General features: G+C 42.1%; 23 protein-coding genes, 9 tRNA genes, 1 rRNA gene and 1 pseudogene. 30 read left to right on the forward strand and 4 right to left on the reverse strand.

The window, feature by feature from the left end:
• The 11 genes from rrf to rocF all read left to right on the forward strand — a co-directional run.
• Window positions 1-95 (forward strand): 5S ribosomal RNA (gene rrf, locus ACIQXH_RS18235); the annotation flags it as partial.
• Window positions 96-139: 44 nt separating this feature from the next.
• Window positions 140-214: transfer RNA gene (locus ACIQXH_RS18240), tRNA-Asn, on the forward strand.
• A gap of 3 nt (window positions 215-217) precedes the next feature.
• Window positions 218-290 (forward strand) — tRNA-Thr (locus ACIQXH_RS18245).
• A 28-nt stretch (window positions 291-318) separates the two neighbouring features.
• Window positions 319-393 (forward strand) — tRNA-Glu (locus tag ACIQXH_RS18250).
• A gap of 17 nt (window positions 394-410) precedes the next feature.
• Window positions 411-486: transfer RNA gene (locus ACIQXH_RS18255), tRNA-Val, on the forward strand.
• A gap of 16 nt (window positions 487-502) precedes the next feature.
• A tRNA-Thr gene (locus ACIQXH_RS18260) sits at window positions 503-578 on the forward strand.
• A 16-nt stretch (window positions 579-594) separates the two neighbouring features.
• Window positions 595-678, forward strand: a tRNA-Tyr gene (locus ACIQXH_RS18265).
• 98 nt (window positions 679-776) lie between these two features.
• Window positions 777-851, forward strand: a tRNA-Gln gene (locus ACIQXH_RS18270).
• Between the two features lie 3 nt (window positions 852-854).
• Window positions 855-926, forward strand: a tRNA-Gly gene (locus ACIQXH_RS18275).
• Between the two features lie 25 nt (window positions 927-951).
• Window positions 952-1,027: transfer RNA gene (locus tag ACIQXH_RS18280), tRNA-Ala, on the forward strand.
• Window positions 1,028-1,183: 156 nt separating this feature from the next.
• On the forward strand, window positions 1,184-2,086 hold the full coding sequence (gene rocF / locus ACIQXH_RS18285; protein WP_402876116.1) for an arginase: 903 nt from the start codon (window positions 1,184-1,186) through the stop codon (window positions 2,084-2,086).
• 139 nt (window positions 2,087-2,225) lie between these two features.
• Here the strand turns inward: rocF and ACIQXH_RS18290 are convergent, their stop codons facing one another.
• Window positions 2,226-2,405: an aspartyl-phosphate phosphatase Spo0E family protein gene (locus tag ACIQXH_RS18290; RefSeq protein WP_402876114.1), complete on the reverse strand. Its 180-nt coding sequence runs from the start codon at window positions 2,403-2,405 to the stop codon at window positions 2,226-2,228.
• 175 nt (window positions 2,406-2,580) lie between these two features.
• Here ACIQXH_RS18290 and sigW point away from each other — a divergent pair, with 175 nt between their 5' ends.
• The 8 genes and pseudogenes from sigW to ACIQXH_RS18330 all read left to right on the forward strand — a co-directional run bounded on the left by sigW (window position 2,581) and on the right by ACIQXH_RS18330 (window position 11,076).
• Complete coding sequence (gene sigW, locus ACIQXH_RS18295) at window positions 2,581-3,144, forward strand: RNA polymerase sigma factor SigW (protein WP_402876112.1); 564 nt, start codon at window positions 2,581-2,583, stop codon at window positions 3,142-3,144.
• Between the two features lie 16 nt (window positions 3,145-3,160).
• Window positions 3,161-3,790, forward strand: a complete 630-nt coding sequence (locus tag ACIQXH_RS18300; RefSeq protein WP_402876110.1) for a zf-HC2 domain-containing protein — start codon at window positions 3,161-3,163, stop codon at window positions 3,788-3,790.
• A 212-nt stretch (window positions 3,791-4,002) separates the two neighbouring features.
• Window positions 4,003-4,827 (forward strand): diadenylate cyclase CdaA, encoded by an 825-nt coding sequence (gene cdaA / locus ACIQXH_RS18305; protein ID WP_402876108.1) that lies wholly within the window; start codon window positions 4,003-4,005, stop codon window positions 4,825-4,827.
• Complete coding sequence (locus tag ACIQXH_RS18310; RefSeq protein WP_402876106.1) at window positions 4,820-6,157, forward strand: CdaR family protein; 1,338 nt, start codon at window positions 4,820-4,822, stop codon at window positions 6,155-6,157. The genes cdaA and ACIQXH_RS18310 overlap by 8 nt, the downstream gene beginning before the upstream one ends.
• Before the next feature lie 53 nt (window positions 6,158-6,210).
• Entirely contained in the window at window positions 6,211-7,560 is a 1,350-nt protein-coding gene (glmM, locus tag ACIQXH_RS18315) for a phosphoglucosamine mutase (RefSeq protein ID WP_403125188.1), read from the forward strand.
• 252 nt (window positions 7,561-7,812) lie between these two features.
• Window positions 7,813-8,049 (forward strand): hypothetical protein, encoded by a 237-nt coding sequence (locus ACIQXH_RS18320; RefSeq protein ID WP_402959269.1) that lies wholly within the window; start codon window positions 7,813-7,815, stop codon window positions 8,047-8,049.
• On the forward strand, window positions 8,019-9,821 hold the full coding sequence (gene glmS / locus ACIQXH_RS18325) for a glutamine--fructose-6-phosphate transaminase (isomerizing) (protein ID WP_403125191.1): 1,803 nt from the start codon (window positions 8,019-8,021) through the stop codon (window positions 9,819-9,821). Before ACIQXH_RS18320 ends, glmS begins: the two co-directional genes overlap by 31 nt.
• 260 nt (window positions 9,822-10,081) lie before the next feature.
• Window positions 10,082-11,076: pseudogene (locus ACIQXH_RS18330) on the forward strand (HAAS signaling domain-containing protein).
• A 123-nt stretch (window positions 11,077-11,199) separates the two neighbouring features.
• Here the strand turns inward: ACIQXH_RS18330 and ACIQXH_RS18335 are convergent.
• Window positions 11,200-12,018 carry an SDR family oxidoreductase gene (locus ACIQXH_RS18335; protein WP_402876099.1) on the reverse strand — a complete coding sequence of 273 codons (819 nt, stop codon included), beginning with the start codon at window positions 12,016-12,018 and terminating at the stop codon, window positions 11,200-11,202.
• Between the two features lie 98 nt (window positions 12,019-12,116).
• On the opposite strand from ACIQXH_RS18335, the gene ACIQXH_RS18340 reads away from it, so the two are divergent.
• From ACIQXH_RS18340 to ACIQXH_RS18390, 11 genes are all read left to right on the forward strand, one after another.
• Window positions 12,117-12,638 (forward strand): TetR/AcrR family transcriptional regulator, encoded by a 522-nt coding sequence (locus tag ACIQXH_RS18340; protein ID WP_403125194.1) that lies wholly within the window; start codon window positions 12,117-12,119, stop codon window positions 12,636-12,638.
• Between the two features lie 289 nt (window positions 12,639-12,927).
• Entirely contained in the window at window positions 12,928-13,128 is a 201-nt protein-coding gene (locus ACIQXH_RS18345; RefSeq protein ID WP_034304915.1) for a cold-shock protein, read from the forward strand.
• A 319-nt stretch (window positions 13,129-13,447) separates the two neighbouring features.
• On the forward strand, window positions 13,448-13,810 hold the full coding sequence (locus tag ACIQXH_RS18350; RefSeq protein ID WP_402875647.1) for an ArsR/SmtB family transcription factor: 363 nt from the start codon (window positions 13,448-13,450) through the stop codon (window positions 13,808-13,810).
• Window positions 13,803-15,923 (forward strand): heavy metal translocating P-type ATPase, encoded by a 2,121-nt coding sequence (locus ACIQXH_RS18355; protein ID WP_402875555.1) that lies wholly within the window; start codon window positions 13,803-13,805, stop codon window positions 15,921-15,923. Before ACIQXH_RS18350 ends, ACIQXH_RS18355 begins: the two co-directional genes overlap by 8 nt.
• 331 nt (window positions 15,924-16,254) lie before the next feature.
• On the forward strand, window positions 16,255-17,517 hold the full coding sequence (hflX, locus tag ACIQXH_RS18360) for a GTPase HflX (RefSeq protein ID WP_403125198.1): 1,263 nt from the start codon (window positions 16,255-16,257) through the stop codon (window positions 17,515-17,517).
• Window positions 17,518-18,076: 559 nt separating this feature from the next.
• On the forward strand, window positions 18,077-19,435 hold the full coding sequence (locus tag ACIQXH_RS18365; protein ID WP_402875649.1) for an NAD(P)-dependent oxidoreductase: 1,359 nt from the start codon (window positions 18,077-18,079) through the stop codon (window positions 19,433-19,435).
• A 26-nt stretch (window positions 19,436-19,461) separates the two neighbouring features.
• Window positions 19,462-20,748 (forward strand): NAD-dependent dihydropyrimidine dehydrogenase subunit PreA, encoded by a 1,287-nt coding sequence (gene preA / locus ACIQXH_RS18370; RefSeq protein WP_402875559.1) that lies wholly within the window; start codon window positions 19,462-19,464, stop codon window positions 20,746-20,748.
• Between the two features lie 14 nt (window positions 20,749-20,762).
• Window positions 20,763-22,181 (forward strand): dihydropyrimidinase, encoded by a 1,419-nt coding sequence (gene hydA, locus ACIQXH_RS18375; protein ID WP_402875561.1) that lies wholly within the window; start codon window positions 20,763-20,765, stop codon window positions 22,179-22,181.
• A gap of 43 nt (window positions 22,182-22,224) precedes the next feature.
• Entirely contained in the window at window positions 22,225-23,709 is a 1,485-nt protein-coding gene (locus ACIQXH_RS18380) for an NCS1 family transporter (protein ID WP_402959259.1), read from the forward strand.
• A 13-nt stretch (window positions 23,710-23,722) separates the two neighbouring features.
• Window positions 23,723-23,938, forward strand: a complete 216-nt coding sequence (locus ACIQXH_RS18385; protein ID WP_402875565.1) for a hypothetical protein — start codon at window positions 23,723-23,725, stop codon at window positions 23,936-23,938.
• 261 nt (window positions 23,939-24,199) lie between these two features.
• Window positions 24,200-25,831, forward strand: a complete 1,632-nt coding sequence (locus tag ACIQXH_RS18390) for a PucR family transcriptional regulator (RefSeq protein ID WP_402875567.1) — start codon at window positions 24,200-24,202, stop codon at window positions 25,829-25,831.
• A gap of 154 nt (window positions 25,832-25,985) precedes the next feature.
• On the opposite strand, the gene yhfH (ACIQXH_RS18395) is transcribed toward ACIQXH_RS18390, so the two are convergent.
• Both yhfH (ACIQXH_RS18395) and yhfH (ACIQXH_RS18400) read right to left on the reverse strand, forming a co-directional pair.
• The gene (gene yhfH, locus ACIQXH_RS18395) at window positions 25,986-26,123 is read right to left on the reverse strand and encodes a protein YhfH (protein ID WP_402959257.1); all 138 of its coding nucleotides are present in this window, start codon (window positions 26,121-26,123) and stop codon (window positions 25,986-25,988) included.
• Window positions 26,124-26,145: 22 nt separating this feature from the next.
• Window positions 26,146-26,286 carry a protein YhfH gene (yhfH, locus tag ACIQXH_RS18400; RefSeq protein WP_402991368.1) on the reverse strand — a complete coding sequence of 47 codons (141 nt, stop codon included), beginning with the start codon at window positions 26,284-26,286 and terminating at the stop codon, window positions 26,146-26,148.
• Between the last annotated feature and the right edge of the window lie 5 nt (window positions 26,287-26,291).

Here is a 26,291-nt window from a genome sequence, read left to right on the forward strand (position 1 = left end):
GTCACACCCGTTCCCATTCCGAACACGGCAGTTAAGCTCTTCAGCGCCGATGGTAGTTGGGGGTTTCCCCCTGTGAGAGTAGGACGCCGCCAAGCAGATGATTTATATCTTCTAAGAGTTTTAGGAAACATTATATTATTCCGCAGTAGCTCAGTGGTAGAGCATTCGGCTGTTAACCGAACGGTCGTAGGTTCGAGTCCTACCTGCGGAGCCATATGCTTCCATAGCTCAGTAGGTAGAGCACTTCCATGGTAAGGAAGAGGTCAGCGGTTCGAATCCGCTTGGGAGCTTCCCAAACTACCTTTTAAAAATTTTTACGGCCCGTTGGTCAAGCGGTTAAGACACCGCCCTTTCACGGCGGTAACACGGGTTCGATTCCCGTACGGGTCACCATTTTCAATTCACTTTTTGGAGGATTAGCTCAGCTGGGAGAGCATCTGCCTTACAAGCAGAGGGTCGGCGGTTCGATCCCGTCATCCTCCACCATTTTTAATATTGATTTGCCGGTGTAGCTCAACTGGTAGAGCAACTGACTTGTAATCAGTAGGTTGGGGGTTCAAGTCCTCTTGCCGGCACCATGTTTCACTTATATGTGGAGGGGTAGCGAAGTGGCTAAACGCGGCGGACTGTAAATCCGCTCCTTCGGGTTCGGCAGTTCGAATCTGCCCCCCTCCACCATCTTTTTTCAAAAAAATGTGGTTCAGTTATATACTTTCTTCTTTAGGGGAATATATAATTACCGCTTTTTATTTTGCTAACTATTAATTTACATATATTGGGCTATAGCCAAGCGGTAAGGCAACGGATTTTGATTCCGTCATGCGAAGGTTCGATCCCTTCTAGCCCAGCCATATGCGAAAGTAGTTCAGTGGTAGAATACAACCTTGCCAAGGTTGGGGTCGCGGGTTCGAATCCCGTCTTTCGCTTTATTTTTATTAGATTTTATACTTAGGGGCCTTAGCTCAGCTGGGAGAGCGCCTGCCTTGCACGCAGGAGGTCAGCGGTTCGATCCCGCTAGGCTCCACCATCTAACTACATACACCAACACTTACGCCTTAAACCTCTTCGGTTTAAGGCTTTTTTTTTTGAAAAACAACTTTCTATGGCTGTATCTTTATACATAAAAATGTCCGGTTGAACCATTCTCCTTAACAGTTATAAAATAACAGAAAGGGGGAATAGTATGTCTATTCAAAAAATTTCAGTTATCGGTCTTCCCATGGATCTTGGTCAAACAAGGCGTGGGGTTGATATGGGGCCAAGTGCACTCCGTTGTGCAGGTGTTGTCGAACGAATCCAACAATTGCAGTTAGAAGTGGAAGATTTAGGAGACATCATAGTGGGGAGGCCCGGGACGTCTGAAGAGGCTGGCTCAAACTTGAAGAATCTATCACTTGTTTCTAAGGGGAATGCACAATTAGCAGCAAGGGTAGATGAAATTATTTGTAGTGGATCATTCCCTCTAGTTCTTGGGGGAGATCATTCGATAGCAATAGGAACACTTGCTGGGATTTCGAAGCATTATGAGAGTTTAGGGGTAATTTGGTATGATGCCCATGGAGATTTGAACACGGAGGAGACTTCTCCGTCAGGAAACATACATGGCATGCCACTCGCTGTCAGCATTGGACTCGGTCACCCTGATTTAGTTAATCTGCATGGGTATGCACAAAAGGTGAAACCAGAGAATATCGTCATTATTGGAGCCCGTTCCTTGGACGAAGGAGAAAAGGTACTAATACGTGATAAAGGCATCAAGGTCTATACGATGCATGAAATTGATAGGCTTGGTATGACGAAAGTGATGGAAGAATGCATTGAATACTTACGTGATAAAACGGATGGGGTTCATCTATCCCTAGATCTTGATGGGGTAGACCCTGCAGAGGCACCTGGAGTAGGAACACCAGTGCTTGGGGGGATAAGCTATCGGGAAAGTCATTTGGCCATGGAAATGCTTGCGGAGTCAGAGTTGATTACTTCAGCTGAGTTTGTAGAAGTAAACCCCGTACTAGACGAGCGTAATAAAACGGCGATCGTGGCGGTAGCCCTGATGGGTTCTCTATTTGGAGAAAAGCTATTATAACTTAACGCAATATATAAAAGAAACAGTAACCGGTTTTTTTATGGGTTACTGTTTTTCTATATGCTAGAATACAAAAGTATATGATTTAGATAATGTTGAACGAAGGTAACGTTATATGATTCCAAGGCAATCTCCCTCTTCACTTTACTGTTTGCTTTTTCGTTCCGCTTTGGGTCAATTGAAAATATTGATTCATCAGGGTATCAAGTTTGCTACTCACTTCGACCACTTCGTTATCTATCATAGAGGAACGGGAAGCTAAGATAATCATTTTCTGTCTATATCGCTCAATGTTATCTAGTATTTGTTCTGCAGTCATTATCAAGGTTCACTTCCTTTATTTTTACAATTTCTTACTATATATATCCTTGTTTTTTTCGTTTTAAACATAAAATGTAAAAGTTTGCTAAAATAAAAGTAATAAATTATGAAACCTTTTAGCTTGCGATTCGTAATAATCGTATAGCCGCATGAAGCGGGGGTAAAAAACAAAAATGGATGGACTTGTTAAAGAGAGAATAAACCAAGTGTTAAAGGGAGACCACAATGCATTTGGGGAAATAGTCGAAATTTATAAGGATAAAGTTTTTCAAATCTGTTTTAGAATGCTTGGAAACCGGCAGGAGGCTGAAGACCTGTCCCAAGAAGCTTTTGTAAGGGCCTTTGTGAACATTCGCAGTTTCAATATCAATATGAAGTTTTCAACATGGTTATATCGCATAGCGACGAACCTCTGTATCGACCGACTTCGTAAGAAAAAGCCGGATTACTATTTAGATGCGGAAGTCACTGGTACAGAGGGATTGAATATGTATTCTCAAATTGCATCGGACATGGCGATGCCAGAGGAAGAAGTAGAGTCGTTAGAGCTTCAGGAAACCATCCAGGTCGAAATTATGAAGTTGCCGGAAAAGTATCGTTCGGTCATCGTATTAAAATACATTGAGGAATTATCGTTAAAGGAAATCAGTGAGATTCTTGATTTGCCGGTAGGCACTGTCAAAACGAGAATACATCGTGGGCGAGAAGCTTTGCGTAAACAACTGCGCCATTTATAAAAAGAAGGTGAGAAAAATGAACTGCCACGAGGAAATCATTAATTATATGCATGATTATTTAGATGAGGACATTAAACCCGAGCATAAAGAAATTTTAAGGGACCATCTGCTTACATGTCCTGCATGCCGAGATTTTTTCAATGAAATGAAAAAAGCAGTTGCCCTTGTACAAAGCACTTCCCATATCAAGGCCCCGGATGATTTTACGGCAAGGGTAATGGCCCAATTGCCTAAGGAAAAGAAGGCTACGGGGGCAAAGAGATGGTTTAAGGCTCATCCGTTTATGACAGCCGCGGCGATGTTCATTGTATTAATGACAGGATCGATCTTTTCCACTTATAATCAGGACGAACATTTTTCCGTCTCCAAGCAACCTAACTTATTGGTAGAAGGGGAAACCGTCATTGTCCCTAGTGGGGAAACCATTGAAGGGAACGTTGTGGTTCAAAATGGGGACATACGCATAGAGGGCGAAGTAAAGGGGAATGTGACAGTCATTAATGGTCAGGAGTATATGGCCAAGGCAGGAAATGTTACCGGTGATATAGAAGTCATAGACCAAGCCTTTGAGTGGATGTGGTACAAAATAAAGGATATTGGAACATCTCTACTTCCTTCTTCAAAAGAGGAAAGAGATGGGGAATAATGAAGCTGAGCATAAGCATGGTTCTAATCAGAACGGTGCTTTTGTTCAGCTTTATATTGTATCCAGACAAAAATAGTGGTTACTAGCACTACTTCCCATATAAATTTCTGTACTAGTTTTAGAAGTATGATTTAAAAAATGGTATACTATTAAGGTTATTACATAATGATGGTTATTGTGTTTTTGGAGTATTACGGACTGGAGGAAACAACATGTCTATATCCAATTTGAATGTTTGGGACTATGTAGTAAATTTCATTGATATTTTCCTTGTTTGGTTTGTGATATATAAATTGTTAACTATAATTCGAGGCACGAAAGCCATACAACTGCTAAAGGGAATTTTTGTAATTGTCATTGTGAAAAGCTTGAGCAATCTGTTTGGTTTCAATACACTCGGATGGTTAATGGAACAAGTCATGAACTGGGGTGTTCTGGCAATTCTCGTCATTTTCCAGCCTGAATTGAGAAGAGCACTTGAACAATTAGGACGAGGAAAGATCTTTTCAAGGGGCAGTGCTCCGGAAGAGAATCAACAAGAGCGTTTAGTAGAAGAAATTCTAAAGGCCTCTACGTATATGGCAAAAAGGCGTATTGGAGCCTTGATTACCATTGAAAAAGGAACGGCACTGGGTGATTACGTTGAAACGGGAATTCCTTTAAGGTCCTATATTTCTTCTGAACTGCTCATTAATATTTTCATTCCGAATACACCCCTCCATGATGGGGCTGTTATTTTACAGGATAATCAAGTCGCAGCAGCAGCTTGCTATCTGCCCTTATCGGAAAGTCCGTTCATTTCAAAAGAGCTGGGCACAAGGCATAGGGCTGCCATTGGAATGAGTGAAGTAACAGATAGTGTAACAATTGTTGTTTCTGAAGAAACGGGAGGTATCTCTGTCACCAAAAATGGGGAGCTATACCGCGATTTAAATCAGGAATCATTTAGAGCCATGCTAACAAGTGAACTGGTATTGCAGAATGTCAAAACAACTTCCTCGGGTATCTGGAATTGGAGGGGGAAGAAAAATGGATAAATTCACGAATAGCGCTTGGTTTATGAGAATTGTCGCTTTCGCCTTGGCTGCTCTATTATTTATATCCGTTAATTTCGAGATGGAGTCCGATAAAAAGTCCCTTGGATTGTCCACTGCGCCTGAGAATGGTACGGAAACCATTGAAAATGTTCCGGTTGAAGTGTACTATGATCGTGAAAATTTAGTGGTCAGCGGCGTACCTGAAACGGTGGATGTCACATTGAAGGGGGCAAAAAGCCTTCTGATCAACGCAAAAAGCCAACGGGATTTTAAAGTATATGTAGATCTTTCCGATCCCGAAATCTCGATGGGGGACCGAACTGTCACATTTAAAATAAGCGATTTAAATGAAAAGCTCGTGGCAACGATAGATCCGGAATATGCGGAAGTAAATGTTCAGGAACGGATGACGAAAGAGTTTAAGGTCGATGCAGAATATAACAGTTCATTACTGGAGGAAGGGTATACCGCTGGGCAGCCAACAGTAAATCCTGAAACCGTAAAAATTACGGGTGCCAAAGATGTAATTGAAAAAATATCCTATGTAAAGGCCAACCTTGAAATAAGGAAAGGGCTAAACGAATCGGTGAACGGGCAGGCAACGGTAAAAGCGCTAGACCGGGATTTGAATAAATTAGATGTCGCGATTGAGCCAGCTTCCGTGGCAGTTTCGTTAAAGGTCAGTATTCCTTCCAAAAAGGTATCAATCGTGCCAGAGCAAACTGGGAAGGCCAAGGCCGGAGTTCGTATCAAGAGTATTAGTGTCGACCCTACAGAGGTAACTCTATATGGACAAGAAGCATCATTGGATAAAATAAATGCATTAAATCTTCCAGTCAATATCTCGAAAGTAGATGGAGATACCGAAATGGAACTTAATCTTTCAAAACCTGAAAGTGTGCAGAAAATGTCCTTAAGTAAAGCTACGGTGAAGATTCGTACCGAAAAAGTGGATGTGGAAGATAAGGATACTGAAGAAGAGGCAGAAGAAGTAGTTGTCGAAGAAGAAAAAACGGTAGATAAGGTTGAACCGGAAACCACGGAATCCAAAACTTTCACCAACTTGAAAATAATCCCGGTAGGTAAACAGGATGATCAAGAAGTGGAATTGGATACGGATGTGATGAGCATTACATTGAATGGGAAAGCGGAAGATCTAAAAAAAATATCTAAAGACGACATTTCGCTCACGGTCGATGTAAGTAATTTAGATGAAGGTAAGCATGATGTTGAACTGGCAGTTAAAGTCCCCGCGGGAGTATCTTGGGAATTAGATTCTAAAAGAGTTGCAGTGTCAGTTTCCATGGCCCAAGAAGAGGAAGAAACGTAACCTGGCCTTAACATCATTTAATTTAGTAATGATTTGAAGAAGGAGCGATACAGATGGGTAAATATTTTGGAACAGATGGAGTTAGGGGAATAGCAAATACGGAGTTAACGCCGGAGTTGGCATTTAAACTAGGCCGTTTTGGCGGCTATGTCCTTACTAAGAATTCAGAAAAACCAAAGGTATTAATAGGGCGCGATACTCGTATTTCAGGGGAAATGTTAGAAGGTGCTCTTGTTGCCGGATTATTATCCATCGGCGCTGAAGTCATGCGACTGGGCATCATTTCGACACCGGGAGTGGCCTATCTGACAAAAGCCTTAAGTGCTGAAGCGGGTGTTATGATTTCAGCTTCTCATAATCCTGTAGCGGACAATGGAATTAAATTCTTTGGACCGGATGGCTTCAAGCTCTCAGATGAACAGGAAGCGGAAGTGGAAGCATTGCTTGATCTGGAGAATGATGAGTTACCGCGTCCTACGGGCGGAGACTTAGGCCATTTAAATGACTACTTCGAAGGCGGCCAAAAATATCTGCAATACTTAAAACAGTCGGTTGACGAAGACTTTACGGGCATACATGTTGCGCTTGATTGTGCTCACGGTGCGACATCTTCCTTGGCTATGCATCTATTTGCTGATTTAGATGCAGATATTTCGACAATGGGGGCATCACCGAATGGCTTGAACATCAATGATGGGGTCGGTTCTACCCACCCTGAGGCTCTGGCTGAATTCTTGAAGGAAAAAGGGGCAGATGTTGGACTTGCTTTCGATGGCGACGGCGACCGCATAATAGCTATTGATGAAAAAGGAAATATCGTAGATGGCGATCAAATCATGTATATCTGTGCGAAATACTTAAAAGAGAATAATCGATTGAAAAAAGGAACCGTGGTTTCTACGATCATGAGTAACCTTGGCTTTTACAAAGGGCTTGAGGAACATGGTATACATAGTGCTCAAACAGCAGTTGGCGATCGCTATGTAGTGGAAGAAATGCGTAAAGGTGGCTATAATCTTGGTGGAGAGCAATCCGGGCATATCATCTTCTTGGATTACAATACAACTGGGGACGGCTTATTAACGGGTTTACAGCTTGTGAACATCATGAGTGAGACGCAAAAACCTCTATCTGAGCTTGCGAGTGAGATGCAAAAATATCCGCAGACACTCATTAATGTTAAAGTAACTGACAAGCATGGGGTAACGGGGAATGAAAAAGTACAGGAAGTCATAAAAGAAGTGGAAGCGGAGATGGGTGGTAACGGCCGGATTCTGGTACGGCCATCTGGAACTGAACCGCTTGTCCGTGTTATGGCTGAAGCGCCTACTATTGAAGAATGTACGCGTTATGTAAACCGCATCGTAGCAACGGTAAGAGCAGAAATGGGACTAAACGAATAAACAACCTATGCATAAAGGGGAACGAAAATTTCCTTTTATGCATATTTTTATTAAGAATCATATTTTGTTTTAATGGTAGTAAAGAATTGACCTATGTCCCATGTATAGGGTATGATTATCCTGATTTACAACTACTTTTACCATAAAATGGTTATAAGGGAAAAGGAGGCCAGGCAAGATAATAGGAAAACTAAAGCGCCTGAACTAAACTGGGTCGAGACGGGTTTAGTTGACGAGGAGGAGGAGTATCGAATGTTCGGCGGATACCTCCCGGCTGAAGTACACAGCCGTAATAATTCCAATTTTAAAACAGTGGGGCAACCGACTGCACAAAGAGTTGGAAATGTACAATGGGAAAAAGCCTTCGGGTATTTCCTTTATAAAAATATCAGAGATGAGGGGGCAGGGATGCCCTCGTGCATTCCTGTTCCCTCTAATCAGTTGGAGGAACAGAAATTATGTGTGGAATTGTTGGATATATTGGTCTAAATGACGCGAAAGAAATCCTGTTAAAAGGTCTTGAAAAGTTAGAGTACCGTGGGTATGATTCTGCTGGTATAGCTGTGCAAAATAAGGAAGGCATCAAGGTCTTCAAGGAAAAGGGACGGATTGCAGACTTACGCGGTGTTGTGGATGAAGGGACTACGGCGAATACAGGGATTGGACACACTCGCTGGGCCACTCATGGTGTACCTAGTCGTGATAATGCTCATCCTCACCAAAGTAACTCAGGTCGCCTGACATTAGTTCATAATGGGGTCATCGAAAACTATGCGATTTTAAAACGGGAATATTTGAAGGATGTTGCTTTTAAAAGCGACACTGATACGGAAGTCATCGTTCAGCTTATTGAGAAGTTCGTGAATGACGGCATGGAAGTGGAAGAGGCATTCCGTCACACGCTTACCCTTTTAGAAGGTTCGTATGCCCTTGCCCTATTGGATGCTGAAAACGAAGAAACGATTTTTGTTGCTAAAAATAAAAGCCCACTCCTAATCGGTGTTGGAAAAGACTTTAACGTTATCGCTTCTGATGCAATGGCTATGCTGCAAGTTACCGATCAATTCCTTGAATTAATGGATAAAGAAATGGTTATTGTCACAAAAGAAAAAGTGACAATTAAAAACCTTTCAAACGAAGAAGTATTTCGTGCTCCATTCACGGCGGAACTCGATGCGAGTGATATTGAAAAAGGTACGTATCCACATTATATGCTTAAAGAAATTGATGAGCAGCCTACTGTTATCCGTAAAATCATTCAATCTTACCAAAACGAAGAAGGTAAACTGGCGATTGATTACAATATTACAGAAGCAGTAAGCGAGGCAGACCGTATTTATATCGTGGCTTGTGGAACAAGCTACCATGCAGGCCTAATCGGTAAACAATTCATTGAAAAAATGGCTAAAATTCCGGTTGAAGTGCATTTAGCATCAGAGTTCACATACAATATGCCGATATTATCCGAAAAACCACTGTTCATCTTCATTTCGCAAAGTGGGGAAACGGCAGATAGCCGTGCAGTTTTAGTGGCCATCAAAGAGCTTGGCCATAAAGCATTGACCATCACAAATGTACCGGGCTCTACGCTGTCACGAGAAGCAGATTATACGCTCTTATTACATGCAGGTCCTGAAATTGCCGTGGCTTCTACGAAGGCCTATACGGCTCAAGTAGCGGTATTGGCGATATTAGCTAACGTAACTGGCCAGTTCCGTAACCTTGCATTCGATTTCGATCTTGTCAAAGAGCTTGGAATAGCTGCGACAGGCATGGAAGCTCTTTGCGATTCGAAAGAAGAGATGGAAGAGATTGCTCGCGAATACCTGTCTGTTACGCGTAATTGTTTCTTCATCGGTCGTTCCCTTGATTACTACGTGGGTCTTGAAGGTTCCCTTAAGCTGAAAGAAATCTCATACATCCAGGCAGAAGGATTTGCCGGCGGTGAGCTTAAGCATGGAACGATTGCCCTAATCGAAGAAGGCACACCTGTTATCGCTCTTGCTACGCAAGCAGGAGTCAATCTAAGCATCCGTGGGAATGTCAAAGAAGTCGTCGCCCGTGGCGCTAATCCTTGCATCATTTCAATGAAAGGGTTGGAAGAAGAAGATGATCGTTTTGTCATCCCGGAAGTGAACGAACTATTAACACCTCTTATCTCTGTCATCCCGCTTCAACTCATTGCGTACTATGCTGCCCTACACCGGGAGTGTGACGTGGATAAACCACGTAATCTTGCGAAAAGTGTAACGGTTGAATAAGTAGCGTCATATCTATAAATGTTTATAAAAATTTATTTACCCATTTAGATACCATTATCTAAATGGGTTTTTTTATGTCCGAAAGAAAGAGAATATCTAAATGGAAAAATAAAAACAGGGACATATATCAATTTTCCTTCCCACCACAATAGTGTGTGATACATAATATATGTCAAGTACCATATAACATATAATGGTAAATCAATCGTTAGATAAGCAATATAAAAAACTTTTTGGCCTATTGAAGGGGGAGGAAGATGTTGGGTTTGATTGAGGTTTATATACAAGAGGTCACACGCAGGTTGCCTGAAAAAAAACGCAGGGATATTGCACTCGAGTTGCGGTCAACCATTGAAGAGATGCTTCCTGATGATTATAGTGAACTGGATGTGGAGGAGGTTCTGGGCGAATTGGGGAACCCAGCGACAGTGGCTAGTGGGTATCGGGCTCAGCCGATGCACCTGATCGGACCGCGTTATTATGATTTATATATTTCACTATTGAAAGTGGTTTTTCCCATAGCAGCGGGCATTGCACTCATTTCGCTGATTATCGATTCTTTTATGGGGTTTAGCCAAGATGAAGCAGTTATTCCTAAAGTGATTACCCTTATAGTCGAAGGCATATTGCGGGTCCTTGAAGTCGGCTTTCAAGTCTTCTTCTGGGTGACGATTGTCTTCGCGGTTCTGGAGCGAACGGATAAAGGAAAGGACCAAAGTCCACTATCGGCAAGCCTACAGAAATGGACCCCAAATGATTTGAGAAGTATCCCTTACATTCACAAGAAGAAAGAGATTACGAGGTTCAATGTATTCAGTGGACTGATGTGGACAGCGATTTGGACGACGGTTACTTTTATGCAAATCAATTTGTCGGGGTGTATGAAGGTGGAGATAGGATCGAACTCGTGATTCCGGTCTTCCAACAGGATATCCTACTTAACTATTGGCCGTTCATTCTTCTGGTGATCGCCATGGAAATCTGGTTAGCTTTTTATAAGAGTATCAAAAGGCAATGGACAAAAAAACTGGCAAATTTCAATTTGGTTCTTGAAATGATCACAACCATCGGATTCATTGTCATTGTAAGTAATCCGGATGTAATGAACCCTGAATTCCTTACATATATGGGGAGTTTATCCGATACAACGGCCATGCAGTTTCGAAATGCGATTGTAGGAGGCTCAATTACCATCTTCATTTTAGCCGCAGCATTAAATGTATTTGATGGATACCGCAAGTCTAGAATCCATTGATGACATGTATTCGATAAGGGTTCCTACCCGCTGTTATCCAACCAGTTGAGAACAAAAGCCACCCGACATAAGCAAAGTATCAATGTTGGATGGCCCTTGTCTTGTAAGATTATTGTTGGAGTTTTATTTTTGCGTCTTCATGCGATGAATATTCGCGATTGTACCACCATCCACACGTAAATCTATGCCAGTGATATAGGAAGCTGCATCGCTAAGCAAGAATTCCACAGCTGTTGCGATCTCGGATGCTTCTCCTTCACGGCGGAGTGGTGTGTGTTCGAGCATTGTTTTCATTTGCTCTTGTTGGGATGCTTCCTGACGCCCCATCGGCGTGTTAATGGTACCCGGAGAGATAGATGAGATACGTGCACCTTTTTCACCCCAAGCCCACGCTTGGTCTTCCACATATAAGACAACCCCTAATTTAGATAGGCTGTAAGCCGCTCCTGAGTCGCCTTGTGTAAATTGCTCCATGGTCTCAATATAGTTTTCGGTTAAAGGCTGTTTTAAAATTTCCGTATAAGGACCTTGACGGGGCGCCATATAGGCACTCATCGAAGAGATACATACCGCAGCAGTACCTACTGTAGCAAGTGGAAGAAACGCATCTAGGACAATTCCGGTGCCAACAGAATTCACTTCTGTAATACGTTTCGAATTGGCCATCGTCGGTGACAGCCCGGCTGTGTGAACCAATCCTTTTAATATCCCAAGTTCGGCAGATTTTTTAGCTAAAGCAGCAACATTTTCCCTTGATGTAATATCGACAGTTTGATAATGGACATCAGTTATACCTTTAGTCGCTAATTCCTCTTTTGTTTGGATTAAACGTTCTTCAGAAACATCTGCCAACAATATGGTTCCTTTTTTGCCTACCAGTTCTGCAGTGGCTTTACCCATACCACCAGAACCGCCTGTAATTACATACACATGCTTATCCATTTCAATTCCCCCTAAACTTGATATAAACTTAGTGTAAACGGTTTTATAATAAAATAAGCAAGACATTTCCACTAAAAATGTCCAGAGGAGTGTCAAAAATGGAAACGGCAAAAGAATCGATAGTTGCCGCTTATTTACAGCTTTTATTTGAGAAAAGCTTTGAAGAGTTAGCTGTGAAAGAAATTGTTCAAAAGGCGGGCATTTCCCGATCCACATTTTATTTGCATTTTGCAGCCAAATACGAACTGATGGATGAGGTGAGACGGAAGTTAAACGACCGGTTCTTGTCATTTTATGAGATGGATTACCAATGGGGTAAGCCAATCACCCTCCATTTATGTGAACATATTTTCAAATATCGCTCATTTTATGAACTCGAATTTGCAGAGGCGGACGCTATTCAAAAATTATCAGATAAGCTTGCAGCACATTTACAAGAAGTGTTCCAGGATCCAGACTATGCCCTATTTGCGAGCTATGGCACCATCGGTTATTTGGGTTTTTGGGTAAGGAACGGGTACGCCATGAGTCCGGCTGTGGCAGCGGAAAAACTATTGAAAATCGGCCTGACAAACTGGACAAAAGTATTGGATGCAAAATTAGATGGAATAGAGCGGTAGCGGGAAGCTGTAGACCTGAAAAAGAGGGTAGGAACTGATGAAATCGATGGAAGGAACTAAACGCCCGAGGAGCAAAGATAAGAGACGAATCTTGTTTTAAAAGTGTGCAAGTACTTTTGTTTTGAAAAAGATTGCTTAAAGTATTTGCAATCCCTACCATTTGATGGTATGCTTAGGTTAATTATTCATGTTCGGTACTAAGGATACTAAAAGTACTACTTTTCGTTTCGATGATGACTTAGAGCAAGGATAGTAATACAATGTGCTTTGGCACTAGGAGGCAACAACAATGGAACAAGGTAAAGTGAAATGGTTTAACGCAGAAAAAGGATTTGGCTTCATCGAACGCGAAAACGGAGACGATGTATTCGTACATTTCTCAGCTATCCAAAGCGAAGGATTCAAATCTTTAGACGAAGGTCAAGAAGTTACTTTTGAAGTAGAACAAGGTCAACGCGGACCTCAAGCTTCTAACGTTCAAAAAGCATAATTTCTAAAAACAAAAAAGGCAGACCCTATTACTAGGGTCTGCCTTTTTTGTTTTATTCAATAATAAAAAACCCTGCTCAATGTTGAGTAGGGTAAATGGAATGAGTAAAGTAAATCGCTTAAAAAGGTCTACCTAGTATAACATAGTTTTTTCAGAAAAAAGAATTTGTAAATGAAGAGGTTGGACAGCGGGAACTTCTTTTTTTGAGTCAGGGACCATTATTCATACACATTCAAACACAGGTTTGAGTATAATGTGAAATGTGGTATATTATAATCAAACGTAGGTTTGAATGAATGGATGTGAGAAGATGGATGAGATGAAGGATATGTGTGAAGTTCATCTGCATGATCAAGAAAAGGTGAACCGTATCCAAAAGGAAATCGGTCAGGTAGATATCTCAAGTATGTCAAAGTTGTTTAAAGTAATCGGTGATGAAAACAGGGTGAAAATCTCGTATGCACTTTGTGAGGATGAAGAGTTATGTGTATGTGATTTGGCAAATATCATTGGGGCGTCAATGGCAACAACTTCTCATCATCTCCGTACTCTATATAAACATGCAATTGTGAAATACAGAAAAGAGGGAAAGTTAGCCTTTTACTCTTTAGACGATGATCATATAAAACAATTAATCCTTATAGCGATAGCACATCAGCGGGAGGTGAGGGTCAATGGCTGATTCCCAATTAAAGACTTATCGGATTCAAGGGCTGTCCTGTACGAACTGTGCAGCCAAATTTGAAAACAATGTCCGGGAACTTGAAGGTGTGAAGGAGGCAAAAATCAACTTCGGGGCTTCGAAGATTTCTATTTCAGGAAGTGCTTCGATTGAAGAAATTGAGAAGGCTGGAGCCTTTGATAACCTGAAAATTCGTACTGAACAAGAGCAGGTGACAATAAAAGAACCAATTTGGAAGCAAAAAGAAAACATTAAGGTTTTTCTTTCGGCTATCCTCCTTTTTATCAGTTGGATTTTGGAACATCAATATGGCGAGGGTAGTCTTTTGCCGGTTCTGGGTTATGCCACTTCCATTTTAGTTGGTGGATACTCCTTATTCATCAATGGGTTGAAAAATCTCGTAAGACTTCGTTTTGATATGCATACGCTGATGACGGTCGCCATTATTGGAGCGGCTATACTTGGCGAATGGGGCGAGGCAGCCACTGTCGTCATTCTATTTGCTATAAGTGAAGCGCTTGAAAAGTATTCGATGGATAAAGCTCGAAATTCCATTGAGTCCCTTATGAATATTGCCCCTAAAGAGGCACTAATCAGGAGGGGCCATCATGAAATGATGTTGGCTGTCGATGCAATCGAGGTGGGAGACACCATGATTGTCAAACCGGGCCAGAAGCTTGCGATGGACGGAAGGATCATAAAAGGTGCATCCACACTGAATCAGGCGGCCATTACTGGTGAATCGGTGCCACTATTTAAAACGGTCGAAGGAGAAGTGTTTGCTGGTACGTTGAACGGCGAAGGTCTTTTGGAAGTGGAAGTCACGAAAAGGGTTGAGGATACGACGATTGCAAAGATTATTCATCTTGTAGAAGAGGCACAAGCGGAAAAAGCCCCTTCCCAAGCGTTCGTTGATAAATTTGCAAAATTCTATACACCGGCAATCATGCTGATTGCTTTGGCACTTGCAACCATTCCACCAATGATGCTGGGCGGAGAATGGAGTGAATGGATTTATCGCGGATTGACTGTGTTAGTTGTCGGCTGTCCATGTGCCTTGGTCATATCCACACCCATTGCCATTGTTACAGCTATCGGAAATGCAGCGAAAAACGGTGTTCTGATTAAAGGTGGAATCCATCTGGAGGAAGCTGGAGCTTTGAAGGCGATTGCATTTGATAAAACGGGAACATTGACAAAGGGAATACCTGAAGTGACTAACTTTTCCGTAATGGTGGATGAAATGAGCGAACGGGATGCTTTGAAAATAGCGGCTGCTTTAGAAAGCCGCTCGCAACATCCATTGTCCACGGCCATTCTTCAGAAAGCGGATCTGCAGGATATAGACTATCGTTCTCTGATGGTAGATGATTTTTCTGCATTGACAGGCAAAGGGTTAAAAGGAACAATCAATCAGGCAGTCTATTATATTGGAAAACCACAACTCTTTGATGAAGTGGGGTTAACCATTTCTGAAAAGGCTCAACATCTGATCAATAACTATCAGAATGAAGGAAAGACAGTTATAGTTCTCGGTAATCAAACTAATATTCTAGCCCTGGTTGCCGTTGCGGATGAAATAAGAGAAAGCAGTAAGGAAGCTATCAGTAAATTACATGCTTTAGGGATTGAAAAAACAATCATGCTGACCGGTGATAATATCGGGACAGCGAATGTGATTGGAACAGCGGCGGGCGTTCATGAAATTCAAGCAGAATTATTACCGCAGGATAAGCTATTCTTCATCAAACAATGGAAACAGAAGTATAACCGAGTGGCCATGGTTGGCGATGGTGTTAATGATGCCCCTGCTTTAGCGGCTTCCACGGTAGGAATTGCAATGGGGGGAGCGGGTACGGATACGGCCCTTGAAACAGCCGATATCGCTCTAATGGGTGATGATTTATCGAAATTGCCCTACACCATCTCATTAAGCAGGAAGACATTACAAATCATTAAGCAGAACATTACGTTTTCATTAGCGATTAAATTATTGGCCTTATTGTTGATTGCACCGGGCTGGCTGACACTTTGGATGGCGATTTTTGCGGATATGGGTGCGACGTTACTCGTGACCTTGAATAGTCTGAGGTTGCTCAGAATAAAAGAATAATAGATAAAGGGCTTCTGGATTTCTTGAAGGGAATCCAGAAGCCCTTTGCTATATCTAAACGTTTCATGTGAAACTCTGGAAAAGTGCCTCCATTATTCTTTGGAATTGTTAGACCACAATCCATCATTAAGAATTAGAACCACCAACGGATGTTAGTTCCCGGACTTTGTTGTTTTAATGGACATTAGGATATATTGAATGCATAGCCAGGTTAAAACTATGAACAGGATAGGTAGTATGCTACAATTTGGCTGACTTTTAAAGGAATGCATGCCATCGTTAGGTACGGTTGTTGAATAGATCAAAGGTATTAAAGGAAGGGATTTGAAAGATGGAATTACATCAAAAGGCAATATTAGTTGGAGTCAATCTGAACGGTCAAAAGGATTTTGAATATTCGATGGAGGAGCTCGCCAATTTAACCGAAGCCTGTGAGGTAGAAGTGGTTGGAACGATCACACAGAATCTACATCGTGTCACTTCCTCACATTTCATCGGTACAGGTAAAATTGAGGAAGTAAAGGCGCTAGTTGAATATAAAGAGGCAAATGTCGTTATCTTCAATGATCAATTATCCCCCTCACAACTTCGTAATTTGGAGCGGGATATGGATTGCAAGGTGATCGACCGTTCCATCTTGATCCTGGACATCTTCGCACAACGGGCGAAAACGAAGGAAGCACAGCTCCAGGTAGAAGTGGCAAAACTTCAATATATGCTTCCACGCCTTATCGGCTTAAGAGAATCGTTAGGTCGACAAAGTGGAGGAGTGGGAACGAACAAGGGTGCTGGGGAAAAGCAGCTTGAACTTGACCGTAGGCGGATTGAGGAAAACATCAGTGTTTTGAATAAGGAATTGGAGGAACTTGTAGCACACCGTCAAACACAGAGGAAACAACGGAAAAAGAATGCCATCCCTGTTGTGTCATTAGTCGGGTATACGAATGCCGGGAAATCATCCATCATGAACGCATTGATGGAGATGTTCCAACCGACATCCGAGAAGCAGGTACTCGAGAAGGATATGCTCTTCGCTACACTTGAGACGTCCGTTAGAAACATTCCCTTGCCAGATAACAAGGAGTTTTTACTCACAGATACAGTCGGGTTCGTGTCTAAACTACCACACCATCTGGTAAAGGCATTCCGGTCTACCCTTGAAGAAGTAGTGGAAGCAGATTTATTAATCCATGTTGTGGACTATTCCAATCCTAATTATGAACAACAGATAGAGATTACCGAAAAGACTTTACAAGATATTGGCATCAAAGAGATACCGACCATATTTGCTTATAATAAAGCGGATTTGACCGATATGGACATTCCAAAGGTTAACCGTGATTCCGTTTATATGGCGGCCAGAGAGAAGGTAGGCCTTAAGGAATTGATTGATCAGATCCGTAGCCATGTATTCATGGACTATATTCATTGTGAAATGCTGATTCCATATGACCAGGGAAAACTAGTATCTTACTTCAATGATAATGGCCATATAACGGAAACGGAATATGAGGAAAATGGGACCAAGCTAAAGCTTGAATGCAAGAAGACCGATTATGAAAAATATCATAACTACGTGATTGAAAAATCCTGATGTTTTTTCCAGGCACTGAACTGAATTTAAATAGAATGTTTCGAAAGATTTCCGTAACCATGAATCCACAAGTTATACATATATCGTTTAGTTGTGTATAACTTGTGGATAACTTTCAAAAAGCCTTGAAAAAGTTTTCAAGGCTTTTTTTTTGTGGACAACCTGTTGATAAGTAGATTGTTTGATATTCCCTTACTAAGACCTTAGGAATGATGTCGAGAATGTAGCGAGAAGTGTAGGACGTTGACTTTTTTTATCAGTTTTTGTAAAGAAACATGACATAGTGCACATTAAGTTGTCCGCATTATTTTACACTTTGTATAATGTAACTCCCTATCTATCATTATAAAATAAAGAATATTCATTTAATTTTGAGATTCATGAATAAGTAGGGGGCTAATGGTGATTTTTTAAATGTAACCTGTAAGATAAAAATGACAGTGCTACAGCCATAAATCATCAAAAGTAGGGATAGGATATTGCTAGTTCATTGACTATAGGCAATTCCTCCTTTTTTATTTTCCACAATAATTTTTTGGAAGGAGAATAGTAGATGGATATGACAAGCTCGTTAAAAGACGATTTGAAGAGAAACTTTCAGGAGGCAGAGAGGGGCTTAACCCCAAGAGAGGCATTGGAAGAATCTAATCGATGTTTATACTGTTATGATGCTCCTTGTATCCAGGCCTGCCCCACAGGGATTGACATCCCGACCTTTATAAAAAAAATCGCATCAGGAAATCTAAAAGGGTCGGCCAAAACGATCATGACGGCTAATCCAGTCGGTGCCAGTTGTGCGCGGGTATGTCCGACAGAAGAGTTATGTGAAGGGGCATGTGTTCTAAATCATTCTACAAAGCCAATTCCTATTGGCGATCTCCAGCGTTATTCCACAGATTGGGCCATTCAAAATAAACAAGCTCTATTCAAGGCTGGCAAGAAGAATGGCAAAACGGTTGCCATTGTCGGCAGTGGTCCTGCGGGCTTGTCTGCAGCAAGGGAATTGGCCTTGCTTGGCTACAGCGTAACCATCTTCGAAGCAGAAAAGAACCCTGGCGGATTAAACACTTACGGAATAGTGTCTTTCCGATTACCTCAGCACATCTCCTATTGGGAAGTCGATCAAGTAAAGAACCTTGATGTCGAGATCCGAACGAATTCAAGGGTTGGGGTGGATATCTCCGCTAACCAACTGATTAAGGACTATGATGCCGTTGTTTTGGCAATTGGTATGTCGGATGTACCAAAGCTTGGGATTGAAGGGGAGGACTTGGCTGAAGTCTACGATGCAATCGATTTCGTAAAAGCAACGAAAACGGAGGATATCACCGATAAGTTCGTTGGGAAGAAGCTGATGGTCATTGGAGCTGGAAATACAGCAATCGATGCTGCAACCTGCTCGGTCCGTCTTGGTGCTGAAGAGGCTGGTATCATTTATCGTCGGACCCAGGCGGAAATGACGGCGTATGATTTTGAATATGAGTTTGCCAAACAGGAAGGTGTCCGATTCCATTGGCTGACGAATCCTTCAAGAATCGTTGCCGATGAAAAGGGCCAGGTAACAGGCATTGAATGTGTGAAGATGGAACTGAGTGAGGCAGGGGAAGATGGTCGCAGACGACCGGTTCCAATTGCAGGCTCTGAGTTCATCCTTCCGGCCGATGGTGTGATTCGTGCGATTGGTCAATCACGTTATGTTGGTCTACTTGAACAATTTAACATCGATCACGATGGAGGTGTCGTTACCTTAACTGGAGACTCCTATAAGACGTCGAATGAAAAAGTGTTCGCCTGTGGCGATGTCATATTTGGGAAGGGCCAAGGAGAGGCTATGGTCGTTTCCGCTGCCCAGCAAGGGAAAATGACAGCCTATGAAATTGACGGAGTGTTAATGAGCAAGACAGAAGATATAGCTTAATAAAACAATAACTAGGAGGCGTATCAATGGCTGATTTATCAATTAATCTTGCAGGTATCAAATCTCCTAACCCCTTTTGGCTTGCTTCGGCACCACCAACTAATTCGGGTTATCAAGTGCAGAGGGCTTTTGAAGCCGGATGGGGAGGAGCTGTTTGGAAGACGCTTGGGGATCCAATCCTAAATGTTTCTTCCCGCTTTGCAGCCGTTGGGTTTAACGGCCAAAGAGTTGCTGGATTCAATAATATTGAACTAATTACGGATCGACCTCTTGAAGTGAATCTTAAAGAGATATATGAAACGAAAAAGAAGTTTCCCAATCACGCAATCATAGCGTCCGTAATGGTCGAGCCACAACAGGAAAAGTGGCATGAAATTATCAAACGGATAGAGGATGTAGGCGTTGATGGTTACGAGCTGAATTTTGGATGTCCGCATGGCATGGCCGAAAGAGGGATGGGGGCTGCTTCAGGGCAGGTACCTGAACTGGTGGAAAAGCAAACATATTGGGCGAAGGAAGCGGCTTCGAAACCTGTCATCGTCAAGCTGACCCCAAATATTACGGACATCACGGTTACGGCAGAAGCAGCCGTAAGAGGCGGTGCGGATGCAATTAGTATGATCAATACGATCAATAGCCTTGCAGGGGTGGATATTCACTCCTGGAATACAATCCCCCATGTTGGCGGAAAAGGGGCCCATGGCGGGTACTGTGGTCCTGCAGTGAAGCCCATAGCCTTGAATATGGTGGCTGAATGCGCAAGGAACCCAGGGATTAATGTCCCGATATCCGGTATTGGGGGGATTTCTAACTGGCAGGATACGGTCGAGTTTTTATTGATGGGGTCGACTGGCGTACAGATTTGTACAGCCGCTATGCATCATGGTTTCCGGATCGTCGAAGACATGATTGATGGATTATCCAATTACCTTGATGAAAAAGGGATTGCTTCTGTAATGGACATTGTCGGTAAGTCCGTATCGCGCTACTCCGACTGGGGAAATCTGGATTTGAATTATAAAGTCGTGGCCCGCATCAATAATGATGTGTGCATCAACTGCAATAAATGCCATATAGCCTGTGAAGATACTTCCCACCAATGTATTGATATGTTAAAGGACACTTCAGGCAACTCATTTTTACGAGTGCGTGAAGAAGATTGCGTCGGCTGTAACCTTTGTTCAATCGTGTGTCCGGTCGATGGAGCGATTGACATGATTGAAATGGCCAGCGATCTAGCCCCTATGACTTGGAATGAGCGTCAAGGTTTGCTAGGCAACATCGGTAATGAACGTGTGGATTTCGTAAAATAATGGAGGGGTAAATTATGAAAAAAATTATTAAGAACGGCACTATAGCAACGGCTGCAGATACGTACCAAGCAGATATTTTGATTGAAAATGAAGTCATTACAATGATTGGTAAAGACCTATCAGCCGAGGGAGCTGAAATCATTGATGCCAAGGGCGCACTAATATTCCCAGGGGGTATAGACCCACATACCCATCTAGATATGCCGTTTGGTGGGACGACCACGAAGGACGATTATGAAACGGGAACGATTGCAGCTGCATATGGGGGCACGACGACGGTCATCGATTTCTGCTTAACGGAAAAGGGGGAGCCTTTAAAGAATGCCATTGAAACATGGCACAAGAAAGCGGACGGCAAAGCCGCCATCGATTATAGCTTTCATCTCATGATCAGTGAAATCAATGATGAAGTTCTGGCTGAACTGCCAAGCATCATTGATGAAGAAGGGATTTCTTCCTTTAAAGTGTTCATGGCATACAAAAATGTTTTTCAAGCAGATGATGCAACGCTTTATCGGACTTTGCTGCAGGCGAAAGAACTTGGTGCCCTTGTCATGGTCCACGCAGAAAATGGAGATGTCATCGATTATTTAACAAAGCAGGCACTCGCAAAGGGACAGACCGATCCAATTTATCATGCCTTAACTAGACCTCCTGAGCTTGAAGGAGAAGCGACCGGAAGAGCAGCGAAGTTGACGGAAATGGCGAATGGACAGCTTTACGTCGTTCATGTCACTTGTGAAGATGCGGTTGAGAAGATTACTGAAGCAAGAAATAAGGGCGTCGATATCTGGGGAGAAACATGTCCTCAATATCTGGTGCTGGATCAAAGCTATCTTGAAAAGCCCAATTTTGAAGGGGCCAAATACGTATGGTCGCCACCATTGAGGAAGAAGAAGGATCAGGATGTGCTATGGAATGCTTTAAAGACAGGCCAGCTGCAAACCATAGGCTCTGATCAGTGTTCCTTTGACTTTAAAGGACAAAAGGACTTGGGTCGGGACGACTTTACCAAGATTCCGAACGGTGGACCGACGATTGAAGACCGAATGAGTATCCTTTATTCAGAGGGAGTCAAAAAAGACCGCATCACCCTGAATCAGTTTGTCGATATTACTTCTACAAGAGTAGCCAAGTTGTTTGGTTTATTTCCACAAAAAGGAACGATTGCAGTTGGATCGGATGCCGACCTTGTTATCTTCGACCCGAAAGTGGAGCGGACCATTTCCGCTGAAACCCATCATATGGCTGTAGATTACAATGCTTTTGAAGGACTGGAAATTACAGGTGAACCCGTTTCTGTCTTATCTCGTGGCCAGTTCGTCATTCGTGATAAACAGTTTGTAGGGGAAGCTGGTAAAGGGCAGTTCTTGAAGCGGGCTAAGTATAATACATCGCTTGAGTCGGTTTCAGAGAATAAGCTTCCGGTCTAAAGTTAAATGGACATGTAAAGCAAATTAAAGGGGGATTTTATGGATGAGCGAAAATAAGGATTATTTAAAGTCTCCCGATTTGCTGCCTATACCGCATAGAGAGAAGAACATTAGCGCAGTAGGATTTGGCTTCATCTGGGTGGGGATGGCTGTCGTATTGGCCGCCTTTGCCATTGGAGGGAATGGGGTCCAAAGCCTATCGCTTGGTTGGGTCGTACTTGCGACAGTAATCGCCTGCGTAGTTCTTGGCTTCTTGATGACAATGACAGGGGATATAGGCGTTGAACATGGAATTTCATTTCCTGTATACATGAGGGCGCCTTTCGGAACGATTGGCACTCATATCCCTTCACTTGTCAGGGCGTTTGTTGCCTCTTGCTGGTTTGGATTGAACACTTATTTCGGTGCAACTGCGATGAACGCTATCTTTGCCACTCTTTTTAACTTTAATAATTGGTTTATCTGCTTTTTGGTTTTTGCCATTTTGCAATTAGTCAATACAGCCATGGGAATCAAGTCAATCGAACGGTTTGCCGATTTGGCAGCCCCGGTTATCATCTTGATTTCTGGCTGGATGTATTTTACGCTTTCTGACCAAGCAGTCGCACAAGGTAGGGAAGTCTGGTCATGGATTGAGAGTCCGGCAACCGGAGGGGCGGCTGTAACAGCTTTCATGGTCGTCATCATGTCGAATATGGGGTTTTGGGGAACGTTGACCGCGGATATGCCGACACTTTCCCGTTTTATAGAGGCACCAAAAAATGAGAAGAACTGGTTCAAACGCAATAAAGGGCAGATTATAGGGAACGTTATTACCTATCCTATTACCCAAACCTTCATGGTTATTATCGGAGCCGTTTCCTACATGGCCGTTTCCAATTATGATCCTGTTGTTGCTATACAGGGGTCAGCCAGTGGCATTACCCTTGGTGTTCTATTACTAATGATCGTTTTTGCTCAGTGGTCAACGAATACTTCGGCTAATGTTATTCCGGCAGCAACCATCTTCTCGAATGTAATGGGACCAAGAATGCCGTTTTGGTCGGGAGTTGTGGTTGCGGGAATCATTGGAATCGTTGTTCAGCCATGGAGCCTTTTCGGTATCATCATTGAGGTTTTGTTAATTGTCGGTGGGATCTTAGCCTCCATTGTGGGTATTTTGGTGGCTGATTATTACTTTCTTCGTAAGCGCCGTGTCAATGTACCAGAACTATATGAAAGTGAAGGGCAATATAAGTATAAAAACGGTGTAAATTGGGCGGGAATCATTGCCTGGGTCATTGGTGGAAGCGGGGCAACGATTTTTTCCAATTACTCATTTATAGTCGGTTTTATACTCGGAAGTGCAACCTATTATGTACTGGCTAAATATTGGTGGTTCAAGAAGTACGAACAGGCAGAGATTATAGATCCGAGCGATGAGAAATATTTAGGAATCTCCGTCGGCAAGGATTGGGATATCGGAAAGAGAATGGTTGACGAAGAAGAGGTACTGAACATGCCTTTAGGCGGGGAAAACGTTAAATAAGGAGGAGTGGGACATGTCTGAATACCAAGAGTATCGCTTAGAAAGGGAACAAATTGATTTTTTACTTGAACGAGGGTACAGAATCACCCGGGTTTCTGAAAACTTAAGTGGCGCTTTCCTTGATTTCGAATTGATTGAAGGAACGAAGCAGGAATGGAAGCAGTTGAATATCAAGACTCCAGAAGGCAGAAAATATTTCTCAACATTGCTTTTTAAAAAACTAAATTAAAAACATGTATCCCCTAAGGATGTAAAGCTGTTAAGCTGGCCTATTTTCAGTTGAATAGGTCATTTTTTTATGTTCATTTATGGATAGATAGTAAGAATATGAAAGGGGGAAACTACTAGGAATGAAATGCATAGCATGATTTCTACAAAAATAACTGAAAATTTTGTAGAATTTTGACGTTAGTTATTATGTCCAGTATCTGGAGATTTACAGACAGTCCGTTTATAATAGGTTCTATAGCTATAAAAGGATGGTGGATGGATGAATACGTCGATTACAATTGAGGAAATTCTAACGCGCAGGCATTTTAACCGGACGGATGTGGTCGGAGGCGAAGGTGGGTTAAAACGCCAAGTCAAATGGGTCCACTGTTTGGAAGTCACCCAAATCAGTCACTTGTTAAATGGAAACGAACTAATTCTTACCACCGGTCTTGGGTGGAAGGATTCAGATAGTACATTCCTTTCTTTTTTAAATCAGCTCATTACATGTAATGCGGCAGGACTCTGTATAGAGATGGCTACCCATGCCATGGCCATTCCACAGAGTGCGATAGACCTTGCAGACGAGCATGGCTTTCCCCTCATTTTATTTAATCAGGAAGTTCCTTTTGTTGAAATTACTCAGGACATTCATTCCTTAATCATTAATAAACAGTATCAGATGATCTCCAACCTAGAAACCTACTCACAGCAGTTGAATAAAAAACTCCTCGAAATTGACCATTATGAACCAATTCTAAAATTTCTTCATTCGTATTTAAATGTTCAGGTGATGTTTATTCCCAATGAGAATGATATAGCCTGTATTCCAAAAATAAAGAAAAAACTCATCCAGCAATTGTTAGCCGAAGTATATGAAAAGCAAAATTTAAGTAAATTCGTTCTGAAACAAAGGATTCGTGTCCTTGGTGAAAATTATGCGGAACTGGTCATTTATAGTAGTAATCGAGAAATGACCGACTTTGATTCCCTTATCTTGGATCGAACGGCTACGGCTTTAGCTCAATATCTATTACGTGAAATCTATTTAGAGGAAAAGAAGATATCTGAAGAGAGCAAATGGCTAACGAACTGGCTCGAAGGGGAATATAGTGATGAAGTCATCCGGGAGCAACTATCTTATATTGATCCGAAGATGCAATTGGAAGGCGGCATCGTATGCATTTGCAAACAACACTCAAGGTATAATAAAGGTTCTGCTAAACTAGAAGGGACTTATTTTAAAATCCTGTTTAGATCCGTTTTTGAACAATATGGATTTCAGATTTTCTCTATGGAAGTACACCAACATCTGGTCTTTATTTTAGGGGATAACCGTTCACCTGGAGATTGGAAAGAGAGAGTGACGGGGGCCCTGGATCGAATCAGAATGATGGATGCTACGGGTCGCAACCGAATGAATGTGCTTTCAATAGGGTTTGGGAAATATGTTCAAAAGTTAAGTGAAATTTACAAGAGTTATGAAACGGCACGTGAGACCTTGTTGCTTCAGGAAACATTAACTGAGGAAAGCAGAAGCTATTTTTATCAAGATTTACATATGTATCGAATGATTGCGCTCATTAACAAACATGGAAACTTGGAAGAAACCGTGTATGAATATTTAGGTCCGGTCATCGAGTATGACAGACGAAATAACGGGGAGTTAATGCCAACCTTGAAAACGTATCTTGCCTGTAATGGATCTAAACAGGAGACATCCAAACAATTATTTATCGTAAGACAAACACTTTACCACCGCCTTGAAAAGTTAGAAAGGCTATTAGGTGCCAATTTCATGAAATCTGAACAACGACTCGGCATTGAGTTCATGATTTTTGCTTTAGATTATTTGAAACTTCGCAAGACGAAGGTAAACGGAAAAACAGCGGATGGGTTTGTGGAAAACTGAAATGTAAAAAGCAGATGATAATAGGGTGTCTTATGAGGCATCCTTTTTATTATGAATAAAAATTTCGTCGCAGGTAGGGGATAAGGTTCTATAAAAAATATGCTGACATCAAAGAGTTGGCCTTTACAGCTTTTGATGTCAGCGGCTTTTCTTATTATTCATCTTTTTTAGAAAGGCAGTGGTCACATTCCACGAGGTAGGATTCAGCCTGTTCCATAATTTGATCGCCGCATTCGGTGCATTGCTTGGGTGGAAGGGTCCTGAAGAATTCCATTGGATTTTTAGTTTGCATATTTGTTCCTCCTTTTAGTTGTTTAGTAGTCTTCGGTTTTAGAAAGGCAACGGTCACATTCCATCAAGTAGGATTCAGCTTGTTCCACGATTTGCTCCCCGCATTCGGTGCATTGCTTGGGTGGAAGGGTTCTGAAGAACTCCATTGGATTTTTAGTTTGCATGATAG

The organism is Peribacillus sp. NPDC097225 (assembly GCF_044761955.1).
Lineage (GTDB): Bacteria > Bacillota > Bacilli > Bacillales > DSM-1321 > Peribacillus.